At 70.9% G+C, this 20,737-nt stretch carries 18 protein-coding genes; 11 read left to right on the forward strand and 7 right to left on the reverse strand.

From position 1 onward, the window contains the following. From AB0P29_RS07760 to AB0P29_RS07770, 3 genes are all read left to right on the forward strand, one after another. The coding region (locus tag AB0P29_RS07760; RefSeq protein ID WP_363379297.1) for an alpha-hydroxy acid oxidase at nucleotides 1-483 on the forward strand (483 nt) is incomplete at its 5' end. A gap of 123 nt (nucleotides 484-606) precedes the next feature. Next, entirely contained in the window at nucleotides 607-936 is a 330-nt protein-coding gene (locus AB0P29_RS07765; protein WP_363379298.1) for a hypothetical protein, read from the forward strand. A 37-nt stretch (nucleotides 937-973) separates the two neighbouring features. Next, nucleotides 974-1,822 carry an NAD(P)-dependent oxidoreductase gene (locus AB0P29_RS07770; RefSeq protein WP_311860601.1) on the forward strand — a complete coding sequence of 283 codons (849 nt, stop codon included), beginning with the start codon at nucleotides 974-976 and terminating at the stop codon, nucleotides 1,820-1,822. Between the two features lie 4 nt (nucleotides 1,823-1,826). Here AB0P29_RS07770 and AB0P29_RS07775 read toward each other — a convergent pair whose 3' ends face one another. Next, complete coding sequence (locus tag AB0P29_RS07775) at nucleotides 1,827-2,675, reverse strand: hypothetical protein (protein WP_363379299.1); 849 nt, start codon at nucleotides 2,673-2,675, stop codon at nucleotides 1,827-1,829. Between the two features lie 21 nt (nucleotides 2,676-2,696). Beyond that, nucleotides 2,697-3,248, reverse strand: coding sequence for a DUF308 domain-containing protein (locus AB0P29_RS07780; protein ID WP_363379300.1), 552 nt, complete (start codon nucleotides 3,246-3,248; stop codon nucleotides 2,697-2,699). A gap of 169 nt (nucleotides 3,249-3,417) precedes the next feature. Here AB0P29_RS07780 and AB0P29_RS07785 point away from each other — a divergent pair, with 169 nt between their 5' ends. The 7 genes from AB0P29_RS07785 to AB0P29_RS07815 all read left to right on the forward strand — a co-directional run bounded on the left by AB0P29_RS07785 (nucleotide 3,418) and on the right by AB0P29_RS07815 (nucleotide 11,718). Beyond that, nucleotides 3,418-4,551 carry a glycosyltransferase gene (locus AB0P29_RS07785; RefSeq protein WP_311860606.1) on the forward strand — a complete coding sequence of 378 codons (1,134 nt, stop codon included), beginning with the start codon at nucleotides 3,418-3,420 and terminating at the stop codon, nucleotides 4,549-4,551. After that, on the forward strand, nucleotides 4,551-4,811 hold the full coding sequence (locus AB0P29_RS07790; RefSeq protein WP_064003594.1) for a glutaredoxin domain-containing protein: 261 nt from the start codon (nucleotides 4,551-4,553) through the stop codon (nucleotides 4,809-4,811). Before AB0P29_RS07785 ends, AB0P29_RS07790 begins: the two co-directional genes overlap by 1 nt. Nucleotides 4,812-4,830: 19 nt before the next feature. Then, a complete protein-coding gene (locus tag AB0P29_RS07795; RefSeq protein ID WP_363379301.1) occupies nucleotides 4,831-6,525 on the forward strand; it encodes an aldehyde dehydrogenase family protein in 1,695 nt (564 codons plus the stop codon). Between the two features lie 269 nt (nucleotides 6,526-6,794). Continuing rightward, nucleotides 6,795-8,321 carry a sugar transferase gene (locus tag AB0P29_RS07800; protein WP_363379302.1) on the forward strand — a complete coding sequence of 509 codons (1,527 nt, stop codon included), beginning with the start codon at nucleotides 6,795-6,797 and terminating at the stop codon, nucleotides 8,319-8,321. Continuing rightward, a complete protein-coding gene (locus AB0P29_RS07805; protein ID WP_363379303.1) occupies nucleotides 8,321-9,553 on the forward strand; it encodes a DUF1972 domain-containing protein in 1,233 nt (410 codons plus the stop codon). The genes AB0P29_RS07800 and AB0P29_RS07805 overlap by 1 nt, the downstream gene beginning before the upstream one ends. A gap of 66 nt (nucleotides 9,554-9,619) precedes the next feature. Beyond that, a complete protein-coding gene (locus AB0P29_RS07810) occupies nucleotides 9,620-10,693 on the forward strand; it encodes a polysaccharide pyruvyl transferase family protein (RefSeq protein WP_217529875.1) in 1,074 nt (357 codons plus the stop codon). Then, entirely contained in the window at nucleotides 10,693-11,718 is a 1,026-nt protein-coding gene (locus AB0P29_RS07815; protein ID WP_363379304.1) for a DUF6492 family protein, read from the forward strand. Before AB0P29_RS07810 ends, AB0P29_RS07815 begins: the two co-directional genes overlap by 1 nt. Here AB0P29_RS07815 and AB0P29_RS07820 read toward each other — a convergent pair. Continuing rightward, nucleotides 11,655-14,126: a right-handed parallel beta-helix repeat-containing protein gene (locus tag AB0P29_RS07820; protein WP_363379305.1), complete on the reverse strand. Its 2,472-nt coding sequence runs from the start codon at nucleotides 14,124-14,126 to the stop codon at nucleotides 11,655-11,657. The genes AB0P29_RS07815 and AB0P29_RS07820 overlap by 64 nt on opposite strands. Before the next feature lie 238 nt (nucleotides 14,127-14,364). On the opposite strand from AB0P29_RS07820, the gene AB0P29_RS07825 reads away from it, so the two are divergent. Further along, on the forward strand, nucleotides 14,365-15,783 hold the full coding sequence (locus AB0P29_RS07825; protein ID WP_253035001.1) for a polysaccharide biosynthesis tyrosine autokinase: 1,419 nt from the start codon (nucleotides 14,365-14,367) through the stop codon (nucleotides 15,781-15,783). A 53-nt stretch (nucleotides 15,784-15,836) separates the two neighbouring features. Here the strand turns inward: AB0P29_RS07825 and AB0P29_RS07830 are convergent, their stop codons facing one another. From AB0P29_RS07830 to AB0P29_RS07845, 4 genes are read right to left on the reverse strand one after another with little or no spacing between them, the layout of a single operon-like run. Next, nucleotides 15,837-16,499, reverse strand: coding sequence for a hypothetical protein (locus tag AB0P29_RS07830; RefSeq protein ID WP_253035000.1), 663 nt, complete (start codon nucleotides 16,497-16,499; stop codon nucleotides 15,837-15,839). Next, nucleotides 16,496-17,530, reverse strand: a complete 1,035-nt coding sequence (locus AB0P29_RS07835) for a hypothetical protein (RefSeq protein ID WP_253034999.1) — start codon at nucleotides 17,528-17,530, stop codon at nucleotides 16,496-16,498. The genes AB0P29_RS07830 and AB0P29_RS07835 overlap by 4 nt, the downstream gene beginning before the upstream one ends. A gap of 3 nt (nucleotides 17,531-17,533) precedes the next feature. Continuing rightward, nucleotides 17,534-19,327, reverse strand: coding sequence for an ABC transporter ATP-binding protein (locus tag AB0P29_RS07840; protein ID WP_363379306.1), 1,794 nt, complete (start codon nucleotides 19,325-19,327; stop codon nucleotides 17,534-17,536). A 40-nt stretch (nucleotides 19,328-19,367) separates the two neighbouring features. Beyond that, nucleotides 19,368-20,669 (reverse strand): hypothetical protein, encoded by a 1,302-nt coding sequence (locus tag AB0P29_RS07845; RefSeq protein WP_363379307.1) that lies wholly within the window; start codon nucleotides 20,667-20,669, stop codon nucleotides 19,368-19,370. Nucleotides 20,670-20,737 lie beyond the last annotated feature (68 nt).

Here is a 20,737-nt window from a genome sequence, read left to right on the forward strand (position 1 = left end):
CCGACGATCAGCTACGAGGACCTGAAGGTCATCCGCGGGATCTGGCCCGGCAAGATCGTCATCAAGGGCGTGCAGAACGTCGAGGACTCGAAGCGGCTCATCGACCACGGCGTCGACGGCATCATCCTGTCGAACCACGGCGGACGCCAGCTCGACCGGGCTCCGATCCCCTTCCACCTGCTGCCCACCGTCGTGCGCGAGGTCGGCAAGGACGCGACGATCATGGTCGACACCGGCATCATGAACGGCGCCGACATCGTCGCCGCGATGGCGCTCGGCGCGAAGTTCACCCTCATCGGCCGCGCCTACCTCTACGGCCTCATGGCCGGCGGGCGTGCGGGCGTCGACAAGACGATCGAGATCCTCCGCAGCGAGATCGAGCGCACGATGAAGCTGCTCGGCGTCGCCTCGATCGCCGAGCTCGAGCCCCGCCACGTGACGCAGCTCACGCGCCTCGCGCCGATGCCCCGAACCGACGCCTGAGCCTGCGCGCTAGCCTGGCGCGGTGAGCGCAGCGGACGAGACGGGACCCTTCTTCCACGGCACGGCGCAGCGCGACGGCGCGGGCTGCGCGGCCGAGCTCGCCGGCGGCGAGATCATCAACTGATGACCGGCGTCATCCGCTTCTGCCGCAGCCGCAACGCCGGGCGTCGGTGCACGCGGCCGCTCGACCACCCCGGCCTGCACCGGCACCGCACGATCATGTGGACGGATGCCGCCGCCGACCCCGCCGGATGCCCCGGCTCCGGTCTACCCGGCGAGCCCGCCGCAGCACTCGCGGACGGCTGGCCCTCCGGGCGCGCCCTCTGCCCCGTGTGCCACCGCTTCGTCCCCCTCGAAGACGGCAGGCTCACCGCGCACGAGACGTCGGATCCGCACGAGACGGATGCCGAGACCTCCCACCGCCGGGAGTGGCTGAACACCCACGGGTGGTGACGGCCTCCGCGCCGTTCCCGCATGTCATGCTGGCGGGATGCGCATCGCCGTCACAGGGTCCTCCGGCAAGCTCGGCACGGTCGTCGTCCGCGAACTCCGGGCCGCCGGTCACGAGGTCATCGGCTTCGACGTCCACGGCCGGCGCGGACCCGGCTTCGTCCAGGTCGACCTGACCGACTACGGCCAGGTCATCGACGCGCTGACCGGGGTCGGCGACCAGCACGACGGCGTCGACGCGCTCGTGCACCTCGCGGCGATCCCGGCCCCCGGCATCCGCTCGGACGTCGCGACCTTCCACAACAACATCGCGAGCACGTTCAACGTGTTCTGGGCGGCGCTGCGGATCGGCATCACGAAGATCGTCTACGCCTCGAGCGAGACCGTGCAGGGGCTGCCGTTCGACGTCCCGCCGCCCTACATCCCCGTCGACGAGGACTACCCCGCGCGCCCCGAGTCGGTGTACTCGCTCGTGAAGCACCTCGAGGAGCAGATGGCGATCCAGCTGACGCGCTGGTACCCGGCGGCATCCATCACCGCTCTGCGGTTCTCGAACGTGATGGTGCCGGAGGACTACGCGGAATTCCCCTCCTTCGACGCCGACGCCCGCGGCCGCAAGTGGAACCTGTGGAGCTACATCGACGCGCGCGACGGTGCGCAGGCGGTCGCGCGGGCCCTCGAGGTCGCGCCCGCCGGGTTCGACCACTTCCTCATCGCCGCCGCCGACACCGTCATGAGCCGCCCGAACGACGAGCTGGTCGCCGAGGTGTTCCCGGATGCCGAGACGCGCGGCGACCTCGGCACGCACGATTCGCTGTTCTCGACCGCGAAGGCGCAGCGCCTGCTCGGCTACCGGCCGCAGCACTCCTGGCGCGACCACGTGAGCTGAGAGGTCAGCCGCCGAACTCGGCGTAGACCGCGATCTCGGTGTGGTTCCACGCGCAGGTCTCGGCGATCGGCCGGTGCACCTCCCAGAACTCCTGCACCTCCGTCATCCCACCCGGGATCGGCGAGCGCTCCGCGAGCACGTCGCGCATGGCGGCGAAGCCGTCGGCGAGCGACGTGTCCGACGCGTCGGCGAGCGCGGCCGCCGCCCGTGCCGCGGCATCCACCCGCGTGTTCCATTCGTCGGCTCCGAACGCCGCGTAGAAGCCGTAGCCGTCGTCGGCGTTCGAGACCTGGCTGTACACCTGCGAGTACGCCTCGCACTCCTCGGCCAGGTCGGCGTCCTGCGCGAACGGCTCGGACGAGTAGGTGGCGGAGAGGGTCCACCCGACCTCCGGCCCGATCGACAGCCACAGCATCCCGGACGATCCGTACGTCCAGGGCCAGGCCAGGGTGCGGGAACCGTCGCACTCGCCCGACAGCTGCGCCTGCCCGAGCATCATCGCGTCGCCCAGCTCGGCGATGAAGTGCGACGGGGCGTCGCAGGAGAGGTCGATGAGCACGGAACGCGCGGCCGCAGGCACGGCCAGCGGCACCCGCTCCTCGGTCCGAGGGCCGACGCCCGACACGGTCTGCTCGCCGACGACCGGCCCGTCGGCGGGGATCACCACGGGGGTCGCCACCGGGGTCGGGTCGGGGCTCGCCTCGGGAGTCGGCTCGCTCGCCGCCTCCGCGACCCTCCGGGCCTCCGTCGCGGTCGCGACGCACCCCGTCGTGAGGACCAGCGCCGCGACGGTGAGGACGAGACCGCTCCACACCCGGCGCGCTCGGGTGTCAGCGGCATCCCCCCAGATCATCCCCCCTGTCTAGCAGAGGGGTCAGATCGTGCGCAGCCGCGAGGCCCGGACGATCTGGATGACGCCGAGCAGGATGAGCGAGACGCCCATCCACAGCCAGAGCACGAGCGCGCCCCAGACGGGCGCGAAGAGGATGGCCACCCCCGCGACGAGGCTGAGAATCGCGAACGCGATCGTCCAGCCGCGCGACCGGGTGCCGCGGAGGGTCGTCAACGCGACGACGCCCTCGACGATCCACAGGATGCCGACCAACGCCCCCAGGAACGTCGCGAGCGTCTCGGCCGCGAGCCCGAGGTTCGAGAAGGCGACGACACCGCCGATCACGAAGACCAGGCCCAGGGCGATGAGGCCCACGCGCGCCCACGAGCCCGCCGTGCGCGACAGCAGCCCGATGGCGACGTTCACGATGCCGGCGACAACTGCCCACGCCGCGATGATCCCGGCGACGACCATCGCCGTCTTGTCCGGCCAGACGAGCATCAGGATGCCGACCACGACCGCCAGCAACCCGCCGATCAGGAGGGCACCGCGGATGCCGCCCACCACCGTCCGAGCTGATCCCTGCGTGCTCATCGCGCACTCCCCTCGCCGGATGCGGCCAGGCTATCGGGCGTACCCCTCGGCGGGAAGGCACCCGCCCCCAGCCCTCACAGGAGGTTCGCCGGGGACATCCTCAGTCCCGCCCGGGCAGGCGCCATTAGGCTGAGACGTCCCGTGCCCGCCGAGCATCGCGAGCCCCGCCATGGATCTGTCGATCATCGTTCCGACCTTCAACGAGGGTCCGAACGTCGTCGAGCTGCTGCGGCGCATCGGTGACACGCTCGACGGCCGTGTCTTCGAGGTCGTCTTCGTCGACGACTCGACCGACGACACGGCCGACATCATCGCGGCAGCGGCCCGCACGTCGCCCTTCCCCGTCCGCCTGATCCACCGCGAGCAGCCGGTCGCCGGCCTCGGCGGCGCCGTCGTCGCCGGGTTCCAGGCGGCGAGCTCCCGCTGGTGCCTCGTCATGGACGGCGACCTGCAGCATCCCCCCGAGGACATCCCCCGCCTCATCGAGCGCGCCGAACGCGGCGACGTGGACGTCGTCGTCGCTTCGCGGTACGCGTCGGGCGGCACCTCGAAGGGACTCGCCGACGCGACCCGCACCGCCGTCTCGCGCGCCTCGACCGCGCTGACGAAGGCGATGTTCCCGCGCAAGCTCGCGAACTGCACCGACCCGATGACGGGGTTCTTCCTGCTCGACACGCACGCCGTCGACGTCGACGCGCTGCGCCCGCGCGGCTTCAAGATCCTGCTCGAGGTGCTCGCCCGTCGTCAGCTGCGCGTCGACGAGGTGCCCTTCGACTTCGCGCAGCGCCACGCCGGCACCTCGAAGGCGACGTTCACGCAGGGCGTCCGCTTCCTCACCCAGCTCGCGATGCTGCGCTTCGGCCGGATGTCGGCGTTCGCGCTCGTCGGCGGGTTCGGGGCCATCGCGAACCTCGTGATCATGTGGGGCCTCATCCGCCTCGGGATGGACTACGTCCCCGCCGCCGTCGTGGCGAGCGTCGTGACGATCATCACGAACTTCCTGCTGCTCGAGTACCTCGTCTTCGCCGACATGCGCTCCGAATCCGGGCGCATGCTCACCCGGTTCCTGAAGTCGTTCAGCTTCAACGGGCTCGAGGCGATCGTCCGCATCCCGGTGCTGTCGATCCTCGTCGAGGGAGCGCACATCCCGGCGGTCCTCGCCGCGGCCCTCACCCTCGTCGCCGCCTTCGTGCTGCGCTTCGTCTTCCACGCCCTCGTCGTCTACGCCCCCCGCAGATCCGGGCGCCGCGCGGCGCAACCCGACGCCGCGCCCACGGCGGTGGGCGGGCGTACGCTGGAGTGATGACCGACACGTCCGCTCAGATCACGATGTTCGGCGCCGACTGGTGCCGCGACTGCCGCCGCACGAAAGCGCAGCTCGACAGCCTCGGAGTCGACTACCGCTACATCGACCTCGAAGCCGAGCCCGACGCCGCCGATGTCGCCCGCGAGATCTCCGGTCGCACCAACATCCCCGTCGTGGTCTACCCCGACGCGACGCACCACGTCGAGCCGAGCAACGACGACGTCGCCGCGAAGCTCCGCGAACTCTCGCTCATCTGAGCCCACCCGCGCCGCGACGATGACGACGACGTCACCGGCCGCGCCCCGGGACCGCTCCCCCGACGCCGACACCCGCGCCGCCCTCGACGCGGCGCTCGCGCGCCTGCGCACCGGCTCCGCGGACTGGCGCGCGCTCCCCGCCGCCGCCCGGCGCGACCTGCTCCGCGAGGTCCGCGCGGCCGTCGCCGACGCCGCCGACGACTGGGCGCGCATCGCCGCCGCGAGCAAGGGCCTCGACCCGCGGCATCCGCTCGCCGGTGAGGAGTGGCTCGCCGGTCCCTACGCGGCGCTCGTCGCGCTCGACGCGTACGGCGCCAGCCTCGACGCCCTCGCGCGCGGTCGCAGCCCGCTCGCCGGCGTCCGCCTCGGCACCGGCCCCGGCGGACGCACCGTCGTGCACTCCTCGCCCCTGCGCGCCTCGGACCGCCTACTGCTGTCGGGGTACACCACCGAGGTGTGGCTGCAGCCCGGCGTCACCCCGCACGAGGCGAGGGATGCCGCGGGCCTCGCGTCGCGGCACCCGCACTGCGCCGGCGGCGTCGGTCTCGTCCTCGGGGCCGGCAACGTCACCTCGATCCCGTTCCTCGACGTGCTGTACGAGTTGCTGGCCGAGGGGCGCGTCGCGCTCCTGAAGGTGAACCCCACGCAGGACGCGCTCGTGCCCGTGTTCGAGCGCGCCTTCGCACCGCTGATCCGCGCGGGCCTCGTCGCCGTGGCGAGCGGCGGCGGCGACGTCGGGGCGTACCTCACGCGGCATCCCGGGATCGACCACGTCCACATCACGGGATCCGAGACCACCTTCCGCGCCATCGTGGGAACGGGCGAGGACCGGCTGCGGGTGCCGATCACCGCCGAGCTCGGCGGGGTGTCGCCGATCATCGTCGTGCCGGGGCGCTGGTCGAAGGCCGACCTGCGCTTCCAGGCGGAGCACGTCGCGACGATGCGGCTGCACAACAGCGGGCACAACTGCATCGCCGGGCAGGTCGTGCTGCTCAGCCGCGACTGGGACCAGCGCGAGGAGTTCGTGCGCGAGCTGCACCGGGCCTTCGGGCGGACGCCGCAGCGTCCCGTCTGGTACCCGAACGCCGCCGACCGACTGCAGCGCGTGAGGGACGTGTACCCGGATGCCGCGTGGTTCGCCGGCAACACCCGCGCCATCGCGGCGGGCGGCGGCGAGATCGAGACGACGGAGTACTTCGCGCCCGTGCTCGGCGTCATCGACCTCCCGGGCACCGGGGCCGCGTTCCTCGACGCGGCGGTCGCCCACGCGAACGACCGGCTCACCGGCACCCTCGGCGCCAATGTCCTCGTCGACCCGGCGACCCTGCGGGATCTCGGCGCCGGCTTCGAGGACGCCCTCGCGCGCCTGCGCTACGGCACCGTGGGCGTGAACGCGTGGACCGCGTTCGGGTTCCTGACCCCGACCGCCACCTGGGGCGCGTACCCGGGCGGCACGATCGACGACGCGCCCAGCGGGATCAGCGTCGTGCACAACGCGTTGCTGTTGGACGAGGCCGAGCGGACGGTCGTCCGCGGACCGTTCCGGCCCTTCCCGCGCTCGCTCGGACGCGGCCGGTTCTCGGTCCTGCCGAAACCGCCGTGGTTCGTCACCTCACGCACCGGACGGGCTGTGTCGGAGGGGTTCGCGCGGTTCCGCATGGACGGCCGGGTCGGGCCGCTGCTCCTCACCCTCGTGCGGGCGTTCGGCGCCTGACCCCGCCGCGTGACCGGCCGCGGCGGGCGGCGACGGCGGGGCGGATGAACATCGGCTGACGCCGAGTTTACGAATCGCACTCGCACGCTCGCCCGGTGCGCGCTACAGTTGCCTCCGAGTGGATCGCGCGGCCGGGGGGTCGCGCGGAGGTCTTTGGGGGACCGCGAAGCTCGCTTGGGGAACATGCAGCCGCCTTGGGGGCGGATGCAGTGACGCACATTGCTTGGGGGCATGATGCGGCAGCTGACCGATGTGTGTGGGGACGCTCGGTGACCGCGGTCGACGGCATCGCGCCGGGTCTCACGCTGCCCGGGCTCGGCCCGAAGACGGCGTCGCGCACCTCGACCGCTGAGGCGCCCCGCGCCTCGGCGGCGCTCGTCGGCCGCCTGCAGTGGGAGCGCCGGTTCCGCACGCGGCTCCGCGTGAACGACGCCGTCATCGTGGCGGTGTCCTGCACCTTCGCGACGATCGTCTCGCTCACCGCCGCTGCGCCCTCCGACATCGCCGTCCGGAACCGGGTCATCATCGCGGTCGCGACCGCGATAATCTGGCTCATCTCGCTCGGCCTCTTCAACACCCGGTCGACGACAGTCGTCGGGACCGGACCCACGGAGTACGCGCGCGTCGCCCACGCGACCGGGCTCGCGTTCGGGCTGCTCGCGATCGTCTTCGTGGTGTTCGAGTGGCACGGCATCCGTGCGCAGCTGTTCACCGCGCTGCCGCTCGGCACCCTGGCGCTCCTCGCCTCGCGGTGGGCATGGCGGCGATGGCTCATCGCCCAGCGCGCCGAGGGCCGGTACGCCTCGCGCACCGTCGTCGTCGGCTCGCGGGATGACGTGGAGTACGCGATCCGGTCGCTCGGACCGGCCGGCCAGCTGGGATACCTCGTCGTCGGTGTGGCCCTGCTCGACGACGACCGGGACTCGCTCACCGTCGACGACGTCGTGTACCCGGTCACGCGCGGCGACGACGCCGTCCTGCGTGCCGCTGCGATCCACGAGAGCGACACGATCGTGGTCGCGAGCCAGCCCGCCGGCGACCCGGCGTACGTGAAGCGGCTCGCGTGGGCGCTCGAGGGCACCGCCGCTGAGCTCGTGATCTCGAGCCGCCTCACCGACGTCGCCGGGCCGCGCATGTCGCTGCGGCCCGTCGAGGGGATGCCGCTCATCCACGTCAAGATCCCGAGCTTCGAGGGAGCCGCCTTCTACGTGAAGCGGGCGCTCGACATCCTCGTGTCGCTCGCCGCCCTCGTCCTGTTCGCGCCGATCGCGCTTGTGATCGCGATCGCGATCACGGCCGACGACGGCGGTCCCGTCTTCTTCCGCCAGGCGCGCGTCGGCCGCGACGGACGCGAGTTCGCGATGCTCAAGTTCCGCACGATGCGGGTGGATGCGGAGGCCGAGCTCGCGGCGCTCCTCGCCCACAACGAGGGCTCGGGGCCCCTCTTCAAGCTCCGGCGCGACCCGCGGGTGACGCGGGTCGGCCGGTTCCTGCGGTCGTTCTCGCTCGACGAGGTGCCGCAGTTCTGGAACGTGCTGCGCGGCGACATGAGCGTCGTCGGTCCGCGGCCGCCGCTGCCGTCCGAGGTCATCGCCTACGACGGCACCGTGTCGCGCCGCCTCTACATCAAGCCGGGCATCACCGGCCCCTGGCAGGTCGGCGGACGCAGCGACCTCTCCTGGGAGGAGAGCGTCCGGCTCGATCTCCGCTACGTCGAGAACTGGACCGTCATGACGGACCTGGTCCTGATGTGGCGGACAGCCAAGGTCATGGTCACCACCGAGGGAGCGTACTGATGGTCATCGAAATCCCGCGGCGGCTCGACAGCGAGCCGGTCCGCCTCACCCAGGACGAGCGGCCCCGCGCCACGCGGACGCTCGAGATCGCGATGATCGGCACCCGGGGGGTCCCGGCCTCGTACGGCGGCTTCGAGACCGCGGTCGAGGAGGTCGGTCGTCGGCTCGTCGAGCGTGGACACGGCGTCACCGTGTACACGCGGGGCTCCGAGAGCCGCGCCCGCGAGTACCTCGGCATGAAGGTCGTCCACCTGCCCGCCCTCCGGGTGAAGCAGCTCGAGACGCTGAGCCACACCGGGCTCTCGGCCGTGCACGCCGTGTTCGGCCGCCGACCGGATGCCGCCTTCGTCTTCAACGCCGCGAACTCGCCGTTCCTGCCGGCGCTCCGCGCCCGCGGCATCCCGACCGCCCTGCACATGGACGGCCTGGAATGGAAGCGGTCGAAGTGGGGCCGGCGCGGCAAGGCGTACTACCGCTGGGCGGAGGAGTTCGGCGTCCGCACCGCCGACGCGCTCATCGCCGACGCCCCCGGCATCCGCGACTACTACGACCGCGAGTTCGGCGTGCCGACCGAGCTCATCCGCTACGGCGCCCCGATCCTCGAGGACGCCCCGGCCGACGGCATCCGCTCCCTCGGCTTGGCACCGGGCGGATACCACCTCGTGGTCGCCCGGTTCGAACCCGAGAACCACGTGCTCGAGATCGTCGAGGGCTACCGCAGGAGCTCCGCGACCCGGCCCCTCGTCGTCGTCGGCTCCGCGCCCTACGCCGCCGAGTACACGCAGCAGATCCGTGCCGCCGCGGGCGGCGATCCCCGCATCCACTTCCTCGGCGGGGTCTTCGACCAGGACCTGCTGGACGCGCTCTACTTCCACGCGCTCACCTACGTGCACGGGCACTCCGTGGGCGGGACCAACCCGTCGCTCCTGCGGGCGATGGGGGCCGGCACGGCCGTCCTCGCGTACGACGTCGGCTTCAACCACGAGACGCTGGCCGAGCAGGGCCTGTTCTTCGCGGATGCCACCGAAGCCGGCCGGCACTTCGCGACCCTCGAGGGCGACCCCGCCGGCGCGACCGTGATGGGGCGGATCGTCCGCGAGCGCGCCCGCGAGGCGTTCCGTTGGGACGACATCGCGACCGACTACGAGGACCTCGCCGTCCGACTCGCCCGCGGCGAGTCGATGCACCTGCTCGGGCGTCGTGCGCGCCGGCGGCCGGACTCCACCCGCTGACCCGAACCCCCCGGCGTCGGGCCGCGGTGTGCGGCACCGCGGCCCGACGGTTGGAAAGGACACCCCATGCGCATCCTCCTCGCCTGGACGGATGAGACCTCACCGAACCTCGGCGTCCGCGCCCTCGGGCGCGGGTCGAAAGACCTGCTCCGCCGCATCTGGCCGCAGGCGGAGTTCGTGTACATGAACTACGGCTCGAAGCCCGAGGCCGTCACATGGTCCCCGCGCGGTCTCGTCCGCGAGTGGGTGACCGGCCGCCGCGGCATGCGCGACTGGCTCGACGGGTTCGACCTCTACTGGGACACCCGCTCCGGCGACAGCTTCTCGGACATCTACGGCCTCCCGCGGCACACGACCATGTCGATGATCCACGAGTTCGCGGCCCGTCGACACGTCCCGACGGTCCTGGCGCCGCAGACGATCGGCCCCTTCGGTTCGCGCCGGTCGCGGCTGCTCGCTCGGCGTGACGTGCACCGCTCACGGCTCGTGCTCGCCCGCGATCCGTTGAGCGCCGCAGCGTCGGCGACGCTCGGGCGACCCGTCGACCTCACGACGACGGACCTCGTGTTCGGCATCGACCAGCCCGTGGCCGAGCGGGGTCACGACGTCCTGCTCAACGTCTCGGGACTGCTCTGGCGGTCGACCCGTCACGGAGACCCCGAGGCGTACCGACGCCAGATCCGCGCGGTGATCGACGGACTTCTCGTCCGCGGCCGCTCCGTCACCCTGTTCCCCCACGTCCTCGACTCCGCCGACCCCGACAACGACGTCCCGGTGGCGACCGAGCTGCACGCGGAGTACGAAGGGCGCCTGGGGCTGGTCGTGCCGCGCGACCTCGAGCACGCCCGGGCGGTCATCGCCGGGGCATCCCTCGTCATCGGAGCGCGCATGCACGCGTGCCTGAACGCCCTGTCGACGGGAACCCCCGCGATCGCGATGGCCTACTCCCGCAAGTTCGCACCGCTCATGGGTGAGCTCGGCTGGCCGCACGTCGTGGACGCGAGCGGCTCCGAGGAGGTCGCCGACCGGATCCTCGCCGCCGTCGACGACCCGTCCCTGGCCGCCCAGGCACGGCAGGCGCAGCAGCGGGGGCAGCGGCTCCTCGCCGACGTCCAGCACCTCGTCGAGGCGACCCGATGATGTCGCCCCTCACCTTCGTGACCGTCGTCTTCGAGGCCGAGGTCCCGCTCCTCGAACTGCAGGCCCGCTCGATGGCCCGCTATCTCGACCCCGCCAGCGTCGAGGAGATCATCATCCTCGACAACAGCGTCCTCGGACTGAGCGGGCCCTCCCGTCGCCGCCTCCTGCGGGAGTACGGAGCTCTGCGGGACAGGGTGCGCATCGTGCGCACGCGGGAGCTGATCGATCCCGGCGCCACCGGGGGCTGGCGGAGCCAGCAGGCGGCCAAACTCGCGATCGCCCGGCGGATCCGGACTCCTCATTACGTGGTCCTCGATGCGAAGAACCACTTCACGCGCGCGGCGAGCGCCGCGGAGTTCGTCGACCTCACCGGTCGCGCGTTCGGACGCTCGCACCCGTACACGACGCATCCGCTCCGCGAGTCACTCGTGGGGACCCTCACCTACCTCGGCGCCGATGCGCACCAGACCGAACGGGCCGTCGCCGCGTTCCCGCCCACCGCCACGCCCTTCGTCTTCGACACCGACACCGTCCGCGCTGTCATGGACGACATCGAGCGGCGGTCGGGCCGAACCTTCCCGGAGGAGTTCGAGCGCCGCAAGCTGCTCGAGTTCTTCCTCTACGCGGGCTGGATCGAGACGAGGGGGCCGGGCCTCGCCGCGCTGCGCAACAACCAGTCGCTTCCGGCACCCGCAGTGTGGCCGAAGGCGGCATCCGTCGACGGCGTCCGCGCCGCGATCGCGGAGCACCGCCGAGAGGACGCGGCCGTGTTCGCCGTGCACCGCCAGGTGCTCGCCGCGGCAGACCCCGCCACCCTCGCCCGCATCGCCGAGGCGTGGACCACCTTCGGCCTGTTCCCGGATGCCGCCTCCGCAGGCACGTTCATCCGGCGCTTCCGCCGACGGTATCTCCCGGCGATCGTGTGGACCCGCGGAATGGAGCGCGTCCGTCGCGCCGTGGGTCACCGGAAGCGCGCGCCGAGGCTCACCTCGCCCGTCGTCAGGTCGGAGACGCCCGCGATCTGAGCCGGGACGGGTACCGCGATCGAGGTCTGCCGCGAGGCCGTCGCGGAGCGCAGCGAGTAGTCGTCGTGAACCGGGGATGCCGCTTGCTCGACCAGCACCGACCGCTTGTCCCGCCCGGTGGCGGACGTGAAGTCGGCGAGCGTCGCGAAGCCTTCGGAGGATCCGGCCGCGCCGCGCGAGTAGATCGCGAACCAGCGGGTCGCCGTGGGCGATGCGCGGTGATAGAAGTTGCCCTCCGCTCGCGTCACCATCTGCCCGCCCACGAGGGCCCGCGAAAAGTCGTCGACGCACACCAGGCACTCGCCCCGCGGTTCCGCCACGATGTTGTTGGCGATCACGATGCCCTTACTCATCCACGGAATGAGACTGTTCGCTGATCGCCGCTTGTCCTGCGTGACCGCGATGTTGCGTTCGTTGCCCACGAGGGTGTTGTTCCAGATCGCCGCATCCCCTGCGTTCGCGATCAGGATTCCATGCAGCGCGTTGTCGGCCACGAGGTTGTCGGCGAAGACCGCGCGTTCCGACAACTCGAACACCACGCCGCTGCCCGTGTTGCGCAGACTGTCATTGCCGCTGAAGACGACGCCGTAGTTGGACTCGTCGAACCACGGACCCTGGCCGAGGTTGTCGGCGAAGACGCTGTCGGCCACGACCACGTCCGTTGAACTGTGGATCTTGAGGGCGCCCGACACCGGCGCCCTGTTGAAGCGCTCACGGTTGTTGCCGGTCGAGAGCATGCGGCGGATCTCGAGGCCGTCCGCCTGCGAGGCACCGGCGCCGAGCAGACCGTTCCCGATGACCGACACGTCCGCGAGCGTGGTGTCCTTCGACCAGGTGTAGAGACCGGTCGTCGAGTTGTCGCGGATCGTGACGTCCGAAAGGGTCACCCGGTCGGCGGCGACGATGACGGTCCCCATCGACGGGACGCTGGTCGCGTACCGCCGGACGCCGATGCCCTTCACCACCGACCCCTCGGAACGCACTGAGAGAGCGCTGATGAGTGTGCTCACCTTGGCCTTCTTCCCGGTGAGGTCCGTACCGACGACGAGTTCATCGGACTTCTCGTCCACGAAGAAGCGTCCGTTCGAGACCTGGGAGCGGGATGCGACCTGCGTGAGCTGCCGCCCGTCGACCCACACCTGATCGGGGTGGGCGGCCATCGGGTACGCGGGATCGACGAAACGCCAGCCGTTCGCGGTGCCGTCCGGCTCCCCCCGCTTGAACGTGGGGCTCGCGTCGAGCGACTGCGTCCAGCCGGAGCGGACCCAGACGTTGCCCGACTTCCGCCATCCCGTGACGGTCTCGGCACCGTCCAGCCAGACCGCCTCGGCGCGATACGGCTGAAGCGTGACCCGCTTCTGCGGCGGGATGATGACGCTCTCGTGGTACGTCCCACCCCGGAGGGCGATCGTGCCCCCGTTCGACACCTTCTTCAGTGCGGCGGTGATCGTTCGCAGCGGCGACGCCACGGTGCCCGCGGCGGAATCACGTCCGGCGGGAGAGACGATGACCGCGGCCGCAGGAACGGGGTAGTCCCGTGTACCCGGCTCGGCCGCGCCGGCGGTCGCGCGAGCACCTGCGACCCGCTCCGCACCGGGAGCGGGAGCGGGCTCCGCGGGAGTCGGTTTGGGCGTCGGCTTCGGCGCGGGGGAAGGGGCGGCGGGCGTCGCCGTCGCGGCCGAGACCCCGAGGTCGTCGACACCGACACGCAGCGCCTTCGTCGCAGCGGAGGTATAGAGAGAGAACTCGACGGCGCCCTTGCCGGCGATGCGTTCCGCCGACGAATCCGTGTGCGTGACGATCCGGGCCGTGGACTCCGACGCCCCCGAGCGCCAGACCTTGCCCGTGAGGGCGACCTTCGTCGTCCCGGTCGCCTGCATCCGGACGTGGAGCGTGCCGCCTGCTCGAACCCTGTCTGTGAGGCGCACACGCTCGAGCGTGGTCACCGAGGTACCCGAGCGCTTCTCCAGAGTGAGGTCGACGTAGCCGCCGACCATGACGCGAACACCGACCTGGTAGGCGCCTTCCGCAGTGGCGCGCACGCCGTGCGAGAGGTACAGGCCGCTTCCGGTCGTGGGGAGGGTGGGCACAGTCACCGTGAAGCGGGAATCCACGTCACGAGCGGAGACGGGGAGCGTGACACGGGAAGTGCGCCCGGGTCGAGGGCTGGTGATCCACCCTTTTCCGCCGCTGACGGAGGCCACCGTCGACGAGAGCTTCGTCCAGCCGCCGCCGGTTTCGGCCTTGCCCCAGCCCGATCCCACGGTTCGCGACATCGGATCGCGCGCGTAGACGGAAGCCGCGGCCGACGCGGGGGCACCGACGCCGACGAGCAGTCCGACGATCAGGACGAACACGAGTGCGAGCGAGACGCCGGCAGCGCGTCTGGGCAGGGAGAAGGAGATCATGGGGGCCTCAATTCGCCGTTGGGGGGGACCGACGGAATGAGCGACGAAATGCATCGCGAGCGGGGGAAATCGTCGATGACGGTATCAGAGCGATTGTCGCTCTCCGTTTCGGATGAGAGACCCCTCATGCGCACAGGTGGACCGAACGAGTACGCTGCGCCTCCCGCCCCGAACCTCGGAACCCTGTCGGTGGACGCCCTCACCCCCCTAGAATGGGAGTCCTTGGGGAGGGGGACCCATGGCGGAATCCACGCCTTGGTCGGGGCATTGGCTGTTGAGCGCGCTGCGCAAATTCTGGTGGGGTGTGGCGCTGTGCGCCCTCCTCGGAGGCGGCGTGGCCTACGGCCTGTCCGCACTCGAGACACCGCGTTATCAGTCGACGGCCTCGCTGTACTTCGCGCTCAACCAGGGGGCGAGCGCGTCGGACCTCAATCAGGGGTCGGCCTACACCCAGAACCAGATGCTCTCGATCGCACAGCTGGCCACCACCTCGCGGGTGCTCGAGCCGGTCATCGAAGAGCTCGGTATCGACACGACCCCCCGCGAACTGGCGCGGTCGATCGATGTCGCGATCCCGCAGGACACCGTCATCCTCCGCATCACCTCCACGACGACCAACGCCGACCGGGCGGCGTCACTCGCGAACGCCGTCGCCGCCGAGCTCGCAGATGTCGTCCTCGAGATCTCCCCGAAGGGGGCGGAGGGGGCGCCGACCATCACCGCGGAGACGATCGACCAGGCGGTGGTGCCGGCATCCCAGTCGTCGCCGAACAAACCCCGGGATGCTCTGCTCGGTCTGCTCCTCGGTGCCATCATCGGCACCGCCGCGGCGTTGATCTTCAGCGCCGCCGACACCCGGGTGCGGAACGAGGACATCCTGGCGCGGGTGAGCGGCACCCCGGTGCTGGGAGTCATCACCCGCGCGCCGCTCCTGGCGCGCCGGGCCGCCGGCATCGCCCAGGAGCCGATGGGACGATCCGCGGAGGAGTTCCGACGCCTCCGCTCCGCCCTCACCTACGCGAATGTGGGATCACGGGTCTCCACCCTGCTCGTCACGTCGGGCTCCCCCGGCGAGGGCAAGTCGACCGTCGCCGTCAACCTGGCGCTGACTCTCGCCGACCTCAACCACCGCGTCCTGCTGATCGATGCCGACCTGCGGCGGCCGCAGGTGCACGTCTTCTTCGGTATCGAGGATGCCGTCGGCCTCACCTCGGTCCTCCTCAAGATGCACGACTTCGACACGGCGCGATACCCCTTCCGCTCCTCGACGCTCGACGTGCTCCCCTCCGGCGGCACTCCCCCGAACCCCGCGGAGATCCTCGCCTCGCAGGCGATGGCGGACCTGCTCGAGGAGTCGGCGGAGCGCTACGACTTCGTCGTCGTCGACGCTCCGCCCATCCTCAACGTCGCCGACGCGAGCCTGCTCGCCCCGTCGGTCGACGGTGTGCTGTTCGTCGTCGACGCGACCAAGACCCGTCGACCGAACGCGGCGAAGTCGATCAAGCTGCTCGAGGGCGCGGGCGCGCGAGTGCTCGGGAGCATCCTGAACCGAGCCCGCCACGACAAGCGGGCGGGCGACTACTACGGCCCGGTGACCCGCGTCCGGCCCGCCGCCGACGAGCCCTCGGACATCGGAACCACGCCGACGCAGGTGTGAACCCGGCCTCGGAGCCGGTCGCACGGCGGGGTCGGCCGGCGGTGCGGAGACGATCAGCGGGCGCGGGCGCCGCGGCGCTCGGAGCGTCCCGCGAAGGCGCGCAGGTGCTCGTGGAGCGCGGTGGTCTCGGTCTGCACGGTCTGCAGCACCCGACGGTGATCCCGCGGACGACGGTGGTGCGCGTCGGGGATGTCGAGGTCATCGGAGTGGTCGCGTCGGTGGAACCACCGGACGCGGCTCCTCCGGTCTTCCGAACGGACACTGCCTCGACGCTGATCGAGCGATTCGGCGAAGGCGGTGAGGAGATCGTCGCCGTCGCGACCCCGACCGGCGGGTGCGATCACCGGTTCGAGCTGCGCGAGGACGACCGCCTCGCGCAGCGTGAACGTGCGGGAACGCATTGCGGGGATGAGGAGGGCCACGTCAGCGCGCTCGGCCCGGGTCGCGGTGATCACGAGGCTCGCGCTCTGGAGCAGGTCACGGTCGAGCAGCACGGCGCCGCGGTCGACGGCGAGCGGCGCATCGTCGCCACCTGCCGGCGAGATGATCGCTCGCACGTCGTCGCACACCGGGCGACCTGCCACCGCTGCGACACCCGCGCTGACGGCGGACCATCGCTCCGAACCGGTGGCACGCTCCGCGGCGCGGAACTCGTGCTCCATCAACCGTGAACGACAGACATTCGCGTGGCAGAGGAAGAGAACACCGTCAGTCATACGAATCCTCCGGTACGGCTGGCGCTCAGCCAGGGGTCGATCGCCGCCAGCCGATCGGCGAAGAGGGATCGGACACCGCCTGCGACACCGTTGTCGTGGTCCCGGGCCGCGCCGAACGCGGCGCGGGCGACGAGGACGGCATCGCGTTGCCGGGTATCGCCGGTCCATTCCTGTCCGGCTGCCGCCCACAATGCCGTCAACACGTCGTCGAACCCGCCATCGCGGTAGGCGCCCAGGGCATCGGGGCCGGCGGAGATCAGCACTCCGATCGGATAGGCGAAGAAGGGCTGCAGCTGCAGATCCCCCAGATCGATGGGAACGGGGCCACCGTCGCGTCCGACCATGAGGTTCTTCGCCGTCGCCTCGTACGCACTGGGCACCCACGACATCCGATCGAGCAGGTCGCCGATGTGCGGCGCATCCCACCTCTCGCGGAACGGCGCGTCCTCGAAGAGGTCGTCTGCGACGTGAGCGAGCAGCTGTCGCAGGCCGGCACCATCCACCGCCGCATGCGCCGTCAACCCCGCGTAGTCGGTGATCAGCTGCCGAACGGCGTCGATGCGCGCGGCAGAAGGGACGTCGAGGAGGTGCTCGCCGGCGATCAGATCCTCGATGACGTACGCACCGTGGTCGCCGACGGCGAAGGCGGGAGCACCGACGTGGGCGGTGAAGGCGGTCCGCATCCGCACGTACTCCTCGCTCACGGGTCCGGTGCCGTACCGACGGATGACGTGGTGTGCGGCCGTGTCGAAGAGAACCGTCCCGCCGTCGTGGGCGGCGATCGCGGCATCCGCCGTTCCGCCGCGGCCGAGGACCACGAAGGCGTGACGCAGATCGCTCAGCCACGCGAGCGGGTGGGCCGGCGTCCGCATCGACCCGGTGCCCTTGGTCGACGAAGCATGCCCGGGCACCGGGGCCGCGCCGACGCGACGCCACATGAGCGGGCCGGCCTTCACCCAGAGTCCCGGCGCGAGGTCTCGACAGACGGCGCGCACGCGTTGGCGGCCGCTTCCCACCGAAAGGTCGTCCACGGGTCAGCCCAATGCCGGTCGACGGGGGCCGCCCTGCGAGGCGGCCCTCCCGGAGATCTCGCTGACCTCCTTGAAGTAATGGTTGTCGTGACGGAGGTTCTCGGCCGAGTCGAAACCGGCGATCGTGCCGTCCGCGACGACCATCACGCGGTCGCAGATCGCCAACGTCGACAACCGGTGCGCCACGAGGAAGACGACGGCGTCGCCCGCGAGGTCGTGCAGGGTCGCCTGAACGGATTCCTCCGACTTGACGTCGAGCGCACTCGTCGGCTCGTCGAGGATCATGACGGCAGGACGCGCCGCGAGCGCCCGAGCGAGGCAGATGCGCTGGCGCTGGCCACCGGAAACCAGCGATGCGCGCGCTCCGACGATCGTGTCGTAGCCGTCGGGAAGCCGCAGGATGTCCTCATGGATGTGCGCGCGCCGGGCGGCATCCTCGACAGCCGCGTCGTCGATGTCGTCGCGGAAGAACCGGATGTTCTCCCTCACCGATCCGTAGAACAGCTGCGGGGACTGCGGGACGTACGTCACCATCCGACGCCAGTCGGCCCGATCGATGTCGGCCGCGGGCTTACCGTTTACCGAGTAGGTACCGGAGGTCGGCTCCCGCAGGCGCAGCAGCAGCTGGACGAGCGTGGACTTGCCCGCGCCCGACGGACCCACGATGCCGACGATCTCGCCCATCTTCACCGAGAACGACACGTCGTGGAGGACCTCGGCACCCCGGTCGTAGCCGAATCCCACGCCGCTCATCGTGAGGTCGCCGATGTGATCGGCCGCCTCGTGACCGGTGCTCTGGGGCTGTGATTCGTACCGCTCGATCGCGTCGGCGAGGTGGTGGACGAAGGGCAGCTTCTCGTCGACCGAGGTGATCGCCCCCTGCACCCGCTGGCCGTAGGTGACGGCGCGGATCAGGATCAGGACGACGGCGCCGAGGGTCGCGATGTTGCCGGCGCCGAGGAGGGCGACGACGCCGAGCGCGATCACGAGGACGAGCAGCGCGACGCTCTGGTAGAGAGCGGGGACGGCGCCGGAGAGGTAGCGCACGCGCTGGAACGGCTGCTGCACGGCCCGCAGCTGCGCGTAGAAGCGCTCACGATAGGCGGGGGTCGCACCGAAGACCTCGGTCTCCTCGGCGAGGGCGGCGACCTCCTGCGTGGTCTTCGCGTACTCGATGTTCTCGGAGCTGAGGACCGTGGAAGCCCGTCGCAACGAACGCGAGAGCGGGCGCAGCACCGCGAAAAGCGCCAACGACACCACGGTGATCACCGCAGCCGCGGGCGGGCTCATGACGACCGCCGACGCGAGCAGGCTGAGGAACATCAGTCCGGAGGAGATGACCCCCGCGATGAGGATGATCGTCTCGGACGTCGCCCGGACCTGGTTCAGCATGACCGACTGGAAGCCGCCGTCGCGCTCCGCGGACTTCGACGGCCAGGCCGCACCCACGAATGCGTCGAAGAGTCGCGTGCGCAGGTCCACCATCGCCTGCCCGCTCATGACGGCGGGGAGGTAGGCGACCCACAGTTGCAGAGCACCCCGCAGGAGTGCGAGGAGGATGCCGAGCCCCAGGGCGAGCGGCAGGTTCAGCGAGACCTGGAGCCCGACGAGATCCACCTGGACGTCGCGACTCTCGGCGAGCGCGAGTGCGAGCGCCGCGATCAGCGTGAGCAGCGCCGCTTCGAAGAGCCCGGCCGCCACTGAGGCGACGGCGATGAGGACGATCTTGCCCCGGGACCTCGTGAAGAACGGCCCGACCCGGCGCCACGCCGCCACCGACGCCTTCAGCGTCGTCAATGCGGATCGCCGCGACTTTCCTTCTCGTCGTAGTGACAACTCATCTCCCCCCTGATGACGTGCCGTGACCGGCTCCGTCGATGATCATGACGTCCGTGCGCGGGTGCTCCGCCGCGGCCGCCATCGTGCTTTCGGGCTCCGGCCGTAGCGCGCTCGAGACCGCGACGCCGACGATGAACCAGAGCAGGATGCCGTACTGCGTGATGAACGCGACGGCGAACAGTCCGGGCAGTTGCGCGATGATGGCCACGGATGCCGGCGACATGCGCCCGGCCCGCAGGGCGACCACCACTGCGCCGACGTAGACCGTGAACAGTGCCGCGGTCGGAAGATATCCGTAGCGCAGCAGCAGTGAGATGAACGCGTTGTCCGTCGACGCGGTGAACGAACCGAGGTAGGTGTCGCCGACGACGAGGTCCTCCCAGCCGGATGCGCCGCCGATCAACTGGACCTGGCTGAGCAGGACGGTCAGGCTGCCGCGGTAGTCCGCGCTGCCCCCCGCTTCGCTCCCGGCGTCGAGGAACACGGTGTCGAGGAACGGGACGAGGATGAACAAGCCGACGGCCAGCAGACCCGCCGTCACCCATCGGATCGAGGTTCCGACGCCGCGGAGCACGAGGATCGAGAGGACGACCGTCAGGACGAAGGTGATGATCCCGATCCGGCTGAACGTGAAGACGACGGCGACACCGATGACGACGAGCCCGACGGCCTTGACCCACGTCGACATGCGGGTGGCCAGGACGAACGCGGCCGACATGGCCAGCGCCCCACCCAGTGCGATGGAGTGTCCGAAGGCTCCCTCCGCTCGCAGGAAGCCGGCTCGCGGCTGCAGGGTTCCCCAGGTCGCCTGGAGCGGTCCGTGACCGGGGATACCGATGAAGAGGTTGGACCCGGTCAGGAACTCGATCACGGCGAGGACGCCGACGGCGACGGCGGCACCGGCGATCCAACCCGCGATCGGCCGGGATCCGATGCGTTCGTAGATGATGCGTCCCCAGAAGTACGGGAGGACGAGTTCGAGGACGCCCGACACGAGGTAGGACAGGTCGACCTGTTTCGCCGCGAACAGCAGGACGATCACACCGACGAAGAGCAGCATGAACGCATCCGGGGCGGCGAGTCGGAACCGCCCGCTGTGCAGGACGACGAACCCGAGCGTCAAGAGGGTGACCGCGGACAGGAAGAACCCGAGGTTCACACCGACCCAGATCGGGAGGAAGAAGACCGCGACGACCCAGATCGCGAGGCTCAGCCGCGGCGCCCGAGCAAGGAACATGGCCGCGATACCCGCCGCGAGGAGAGCGGTGAGCGCGGCCATCATCATCAGACCGTCCGTCATCCGCATCCACCTCCCCTCAGCGCGGGTCGGCCCGCGGCATGCGTCGGTGCATGCCGGCGGGCCGACAT

It is taken from the genome of Microbacterium sp. NPDC080220 (assembly GCF_040686395.1).
Classification (GTDB): domain Bacteria; phylum Actinomycetota; class Actinomycetes; order Actinomycetales; family Microbacteriaceae; genus Microbacterium; species Microbacterium gawkjiense.

What these genes read in the sequence shown, in the direction of transcription:
- AB0P29_RS07765 (WP_363379298.1), top strand. Translation starts at nt 607, where the DNA reads ATGACCGGCGTCATCCGCTTCTGCCGCAGCCGCAACGCCGGGCGTCGG.
- AB0P29_RS07770 (WP_311860601.1), top strand. Translation starts at nt 974, where the DNA reads ATGCGCATCGCCGTCACAGGGTCCTCCGGCAAGCTCGGCACGGTCGTC.
- AB0P29_RS07775 (WP_363379299.1), bottom strand. Translation starts at nt 2,675, where the DNA reads ATGATCTGGGGGGATGCCGCTGACACCCGAGCGCGCCGGGTGTGGAGC.
- AB0P29_RS07780 (WP_363379300.1), bottom strand. Translation starts at nt 3,248, where the DNA reads ATGAGCACGCAGGGATCAGCTCGGACGGTGGTGGGCGGCATCCGCGGT.
- AB0P29_RS07785 (WP_311860606.1), top strand. Translation starts at nt 3,418, where the DNA reads ATGGATCTGTCGATCATCGTTCCGACCTTCAACGAGGGTCCGAACGTC.
- AB0P29_RS07790 (WP_064003594.1), top strand. Translation starts at nt 4,551, where the DNA reads ATGACCGACACGTCCGCTCAGATCACGATGTTCGGCGCCGACTGGTGC.
- AB0P29_RS07795 (WP_363379301.1), top strand. Translation starts at nt 4,831, where the DNA reads ATGACGACGACGTCACCGGCCGCGCCCCGGGACCGCTCCCCCGACGCC.
- AB0P29_RS07805 (WP_363379303.1), top strand. Translation starts at nt 8,321, where the DNA reads ATGGTCATCGAAATCCCGCGGCGGCTCGACAGCGAGCCGGTCCGCCTC.
- AB0P29_RS07810 (WP_217529875.1), top strand. Translation starts at nt 9,620, where the DNA reads ATGCGCATCCTCCTCGCCTGGACGGATGAGACCTCACCGAACCTCGGC.
- AB0P29_RS07815 (WP_363379304.1), top strand. Translation starts at nt 10,693, where the DNA reads ATGTCGCCCCTCACCTTCGTGACCGTCGTCTTCGAGGCCGAGGTCCCG.
- AB0P29_RS07820 (WP_363379305.1), bottom strand. Translation starts at nt 14,126, where the DNA reads ATGATCTCCTTCTCCCTGCCCAGACGCGCTGCCGGCGTCTCGCTCGCA.
- AB0P29_RS07825 (WP_253035001.1), top strand. Translation starts at nt 14,365, where the DNA reads ATGGCGGAATCCACGCCTTGGTCGGGGCATTGGCTGTTGAGCGCGCTG.
- AB0P29_RS07830 (WP_253035000.1), bottom strand. Translation starts at nt 16,499, where the DNA reads ATGACTGACGGTGTTCTCTTCCTCTGCCACGCGAATGTCTGTCGTTCA.
- AB0P29_RS07845 (WP_363379307.1), bottom strand. Translation starts at nt 20,669, where the DNA reads ATGACGGACGGTCTGATGATGATGGCCGCGCTCACCGCTCTCCTCGCG.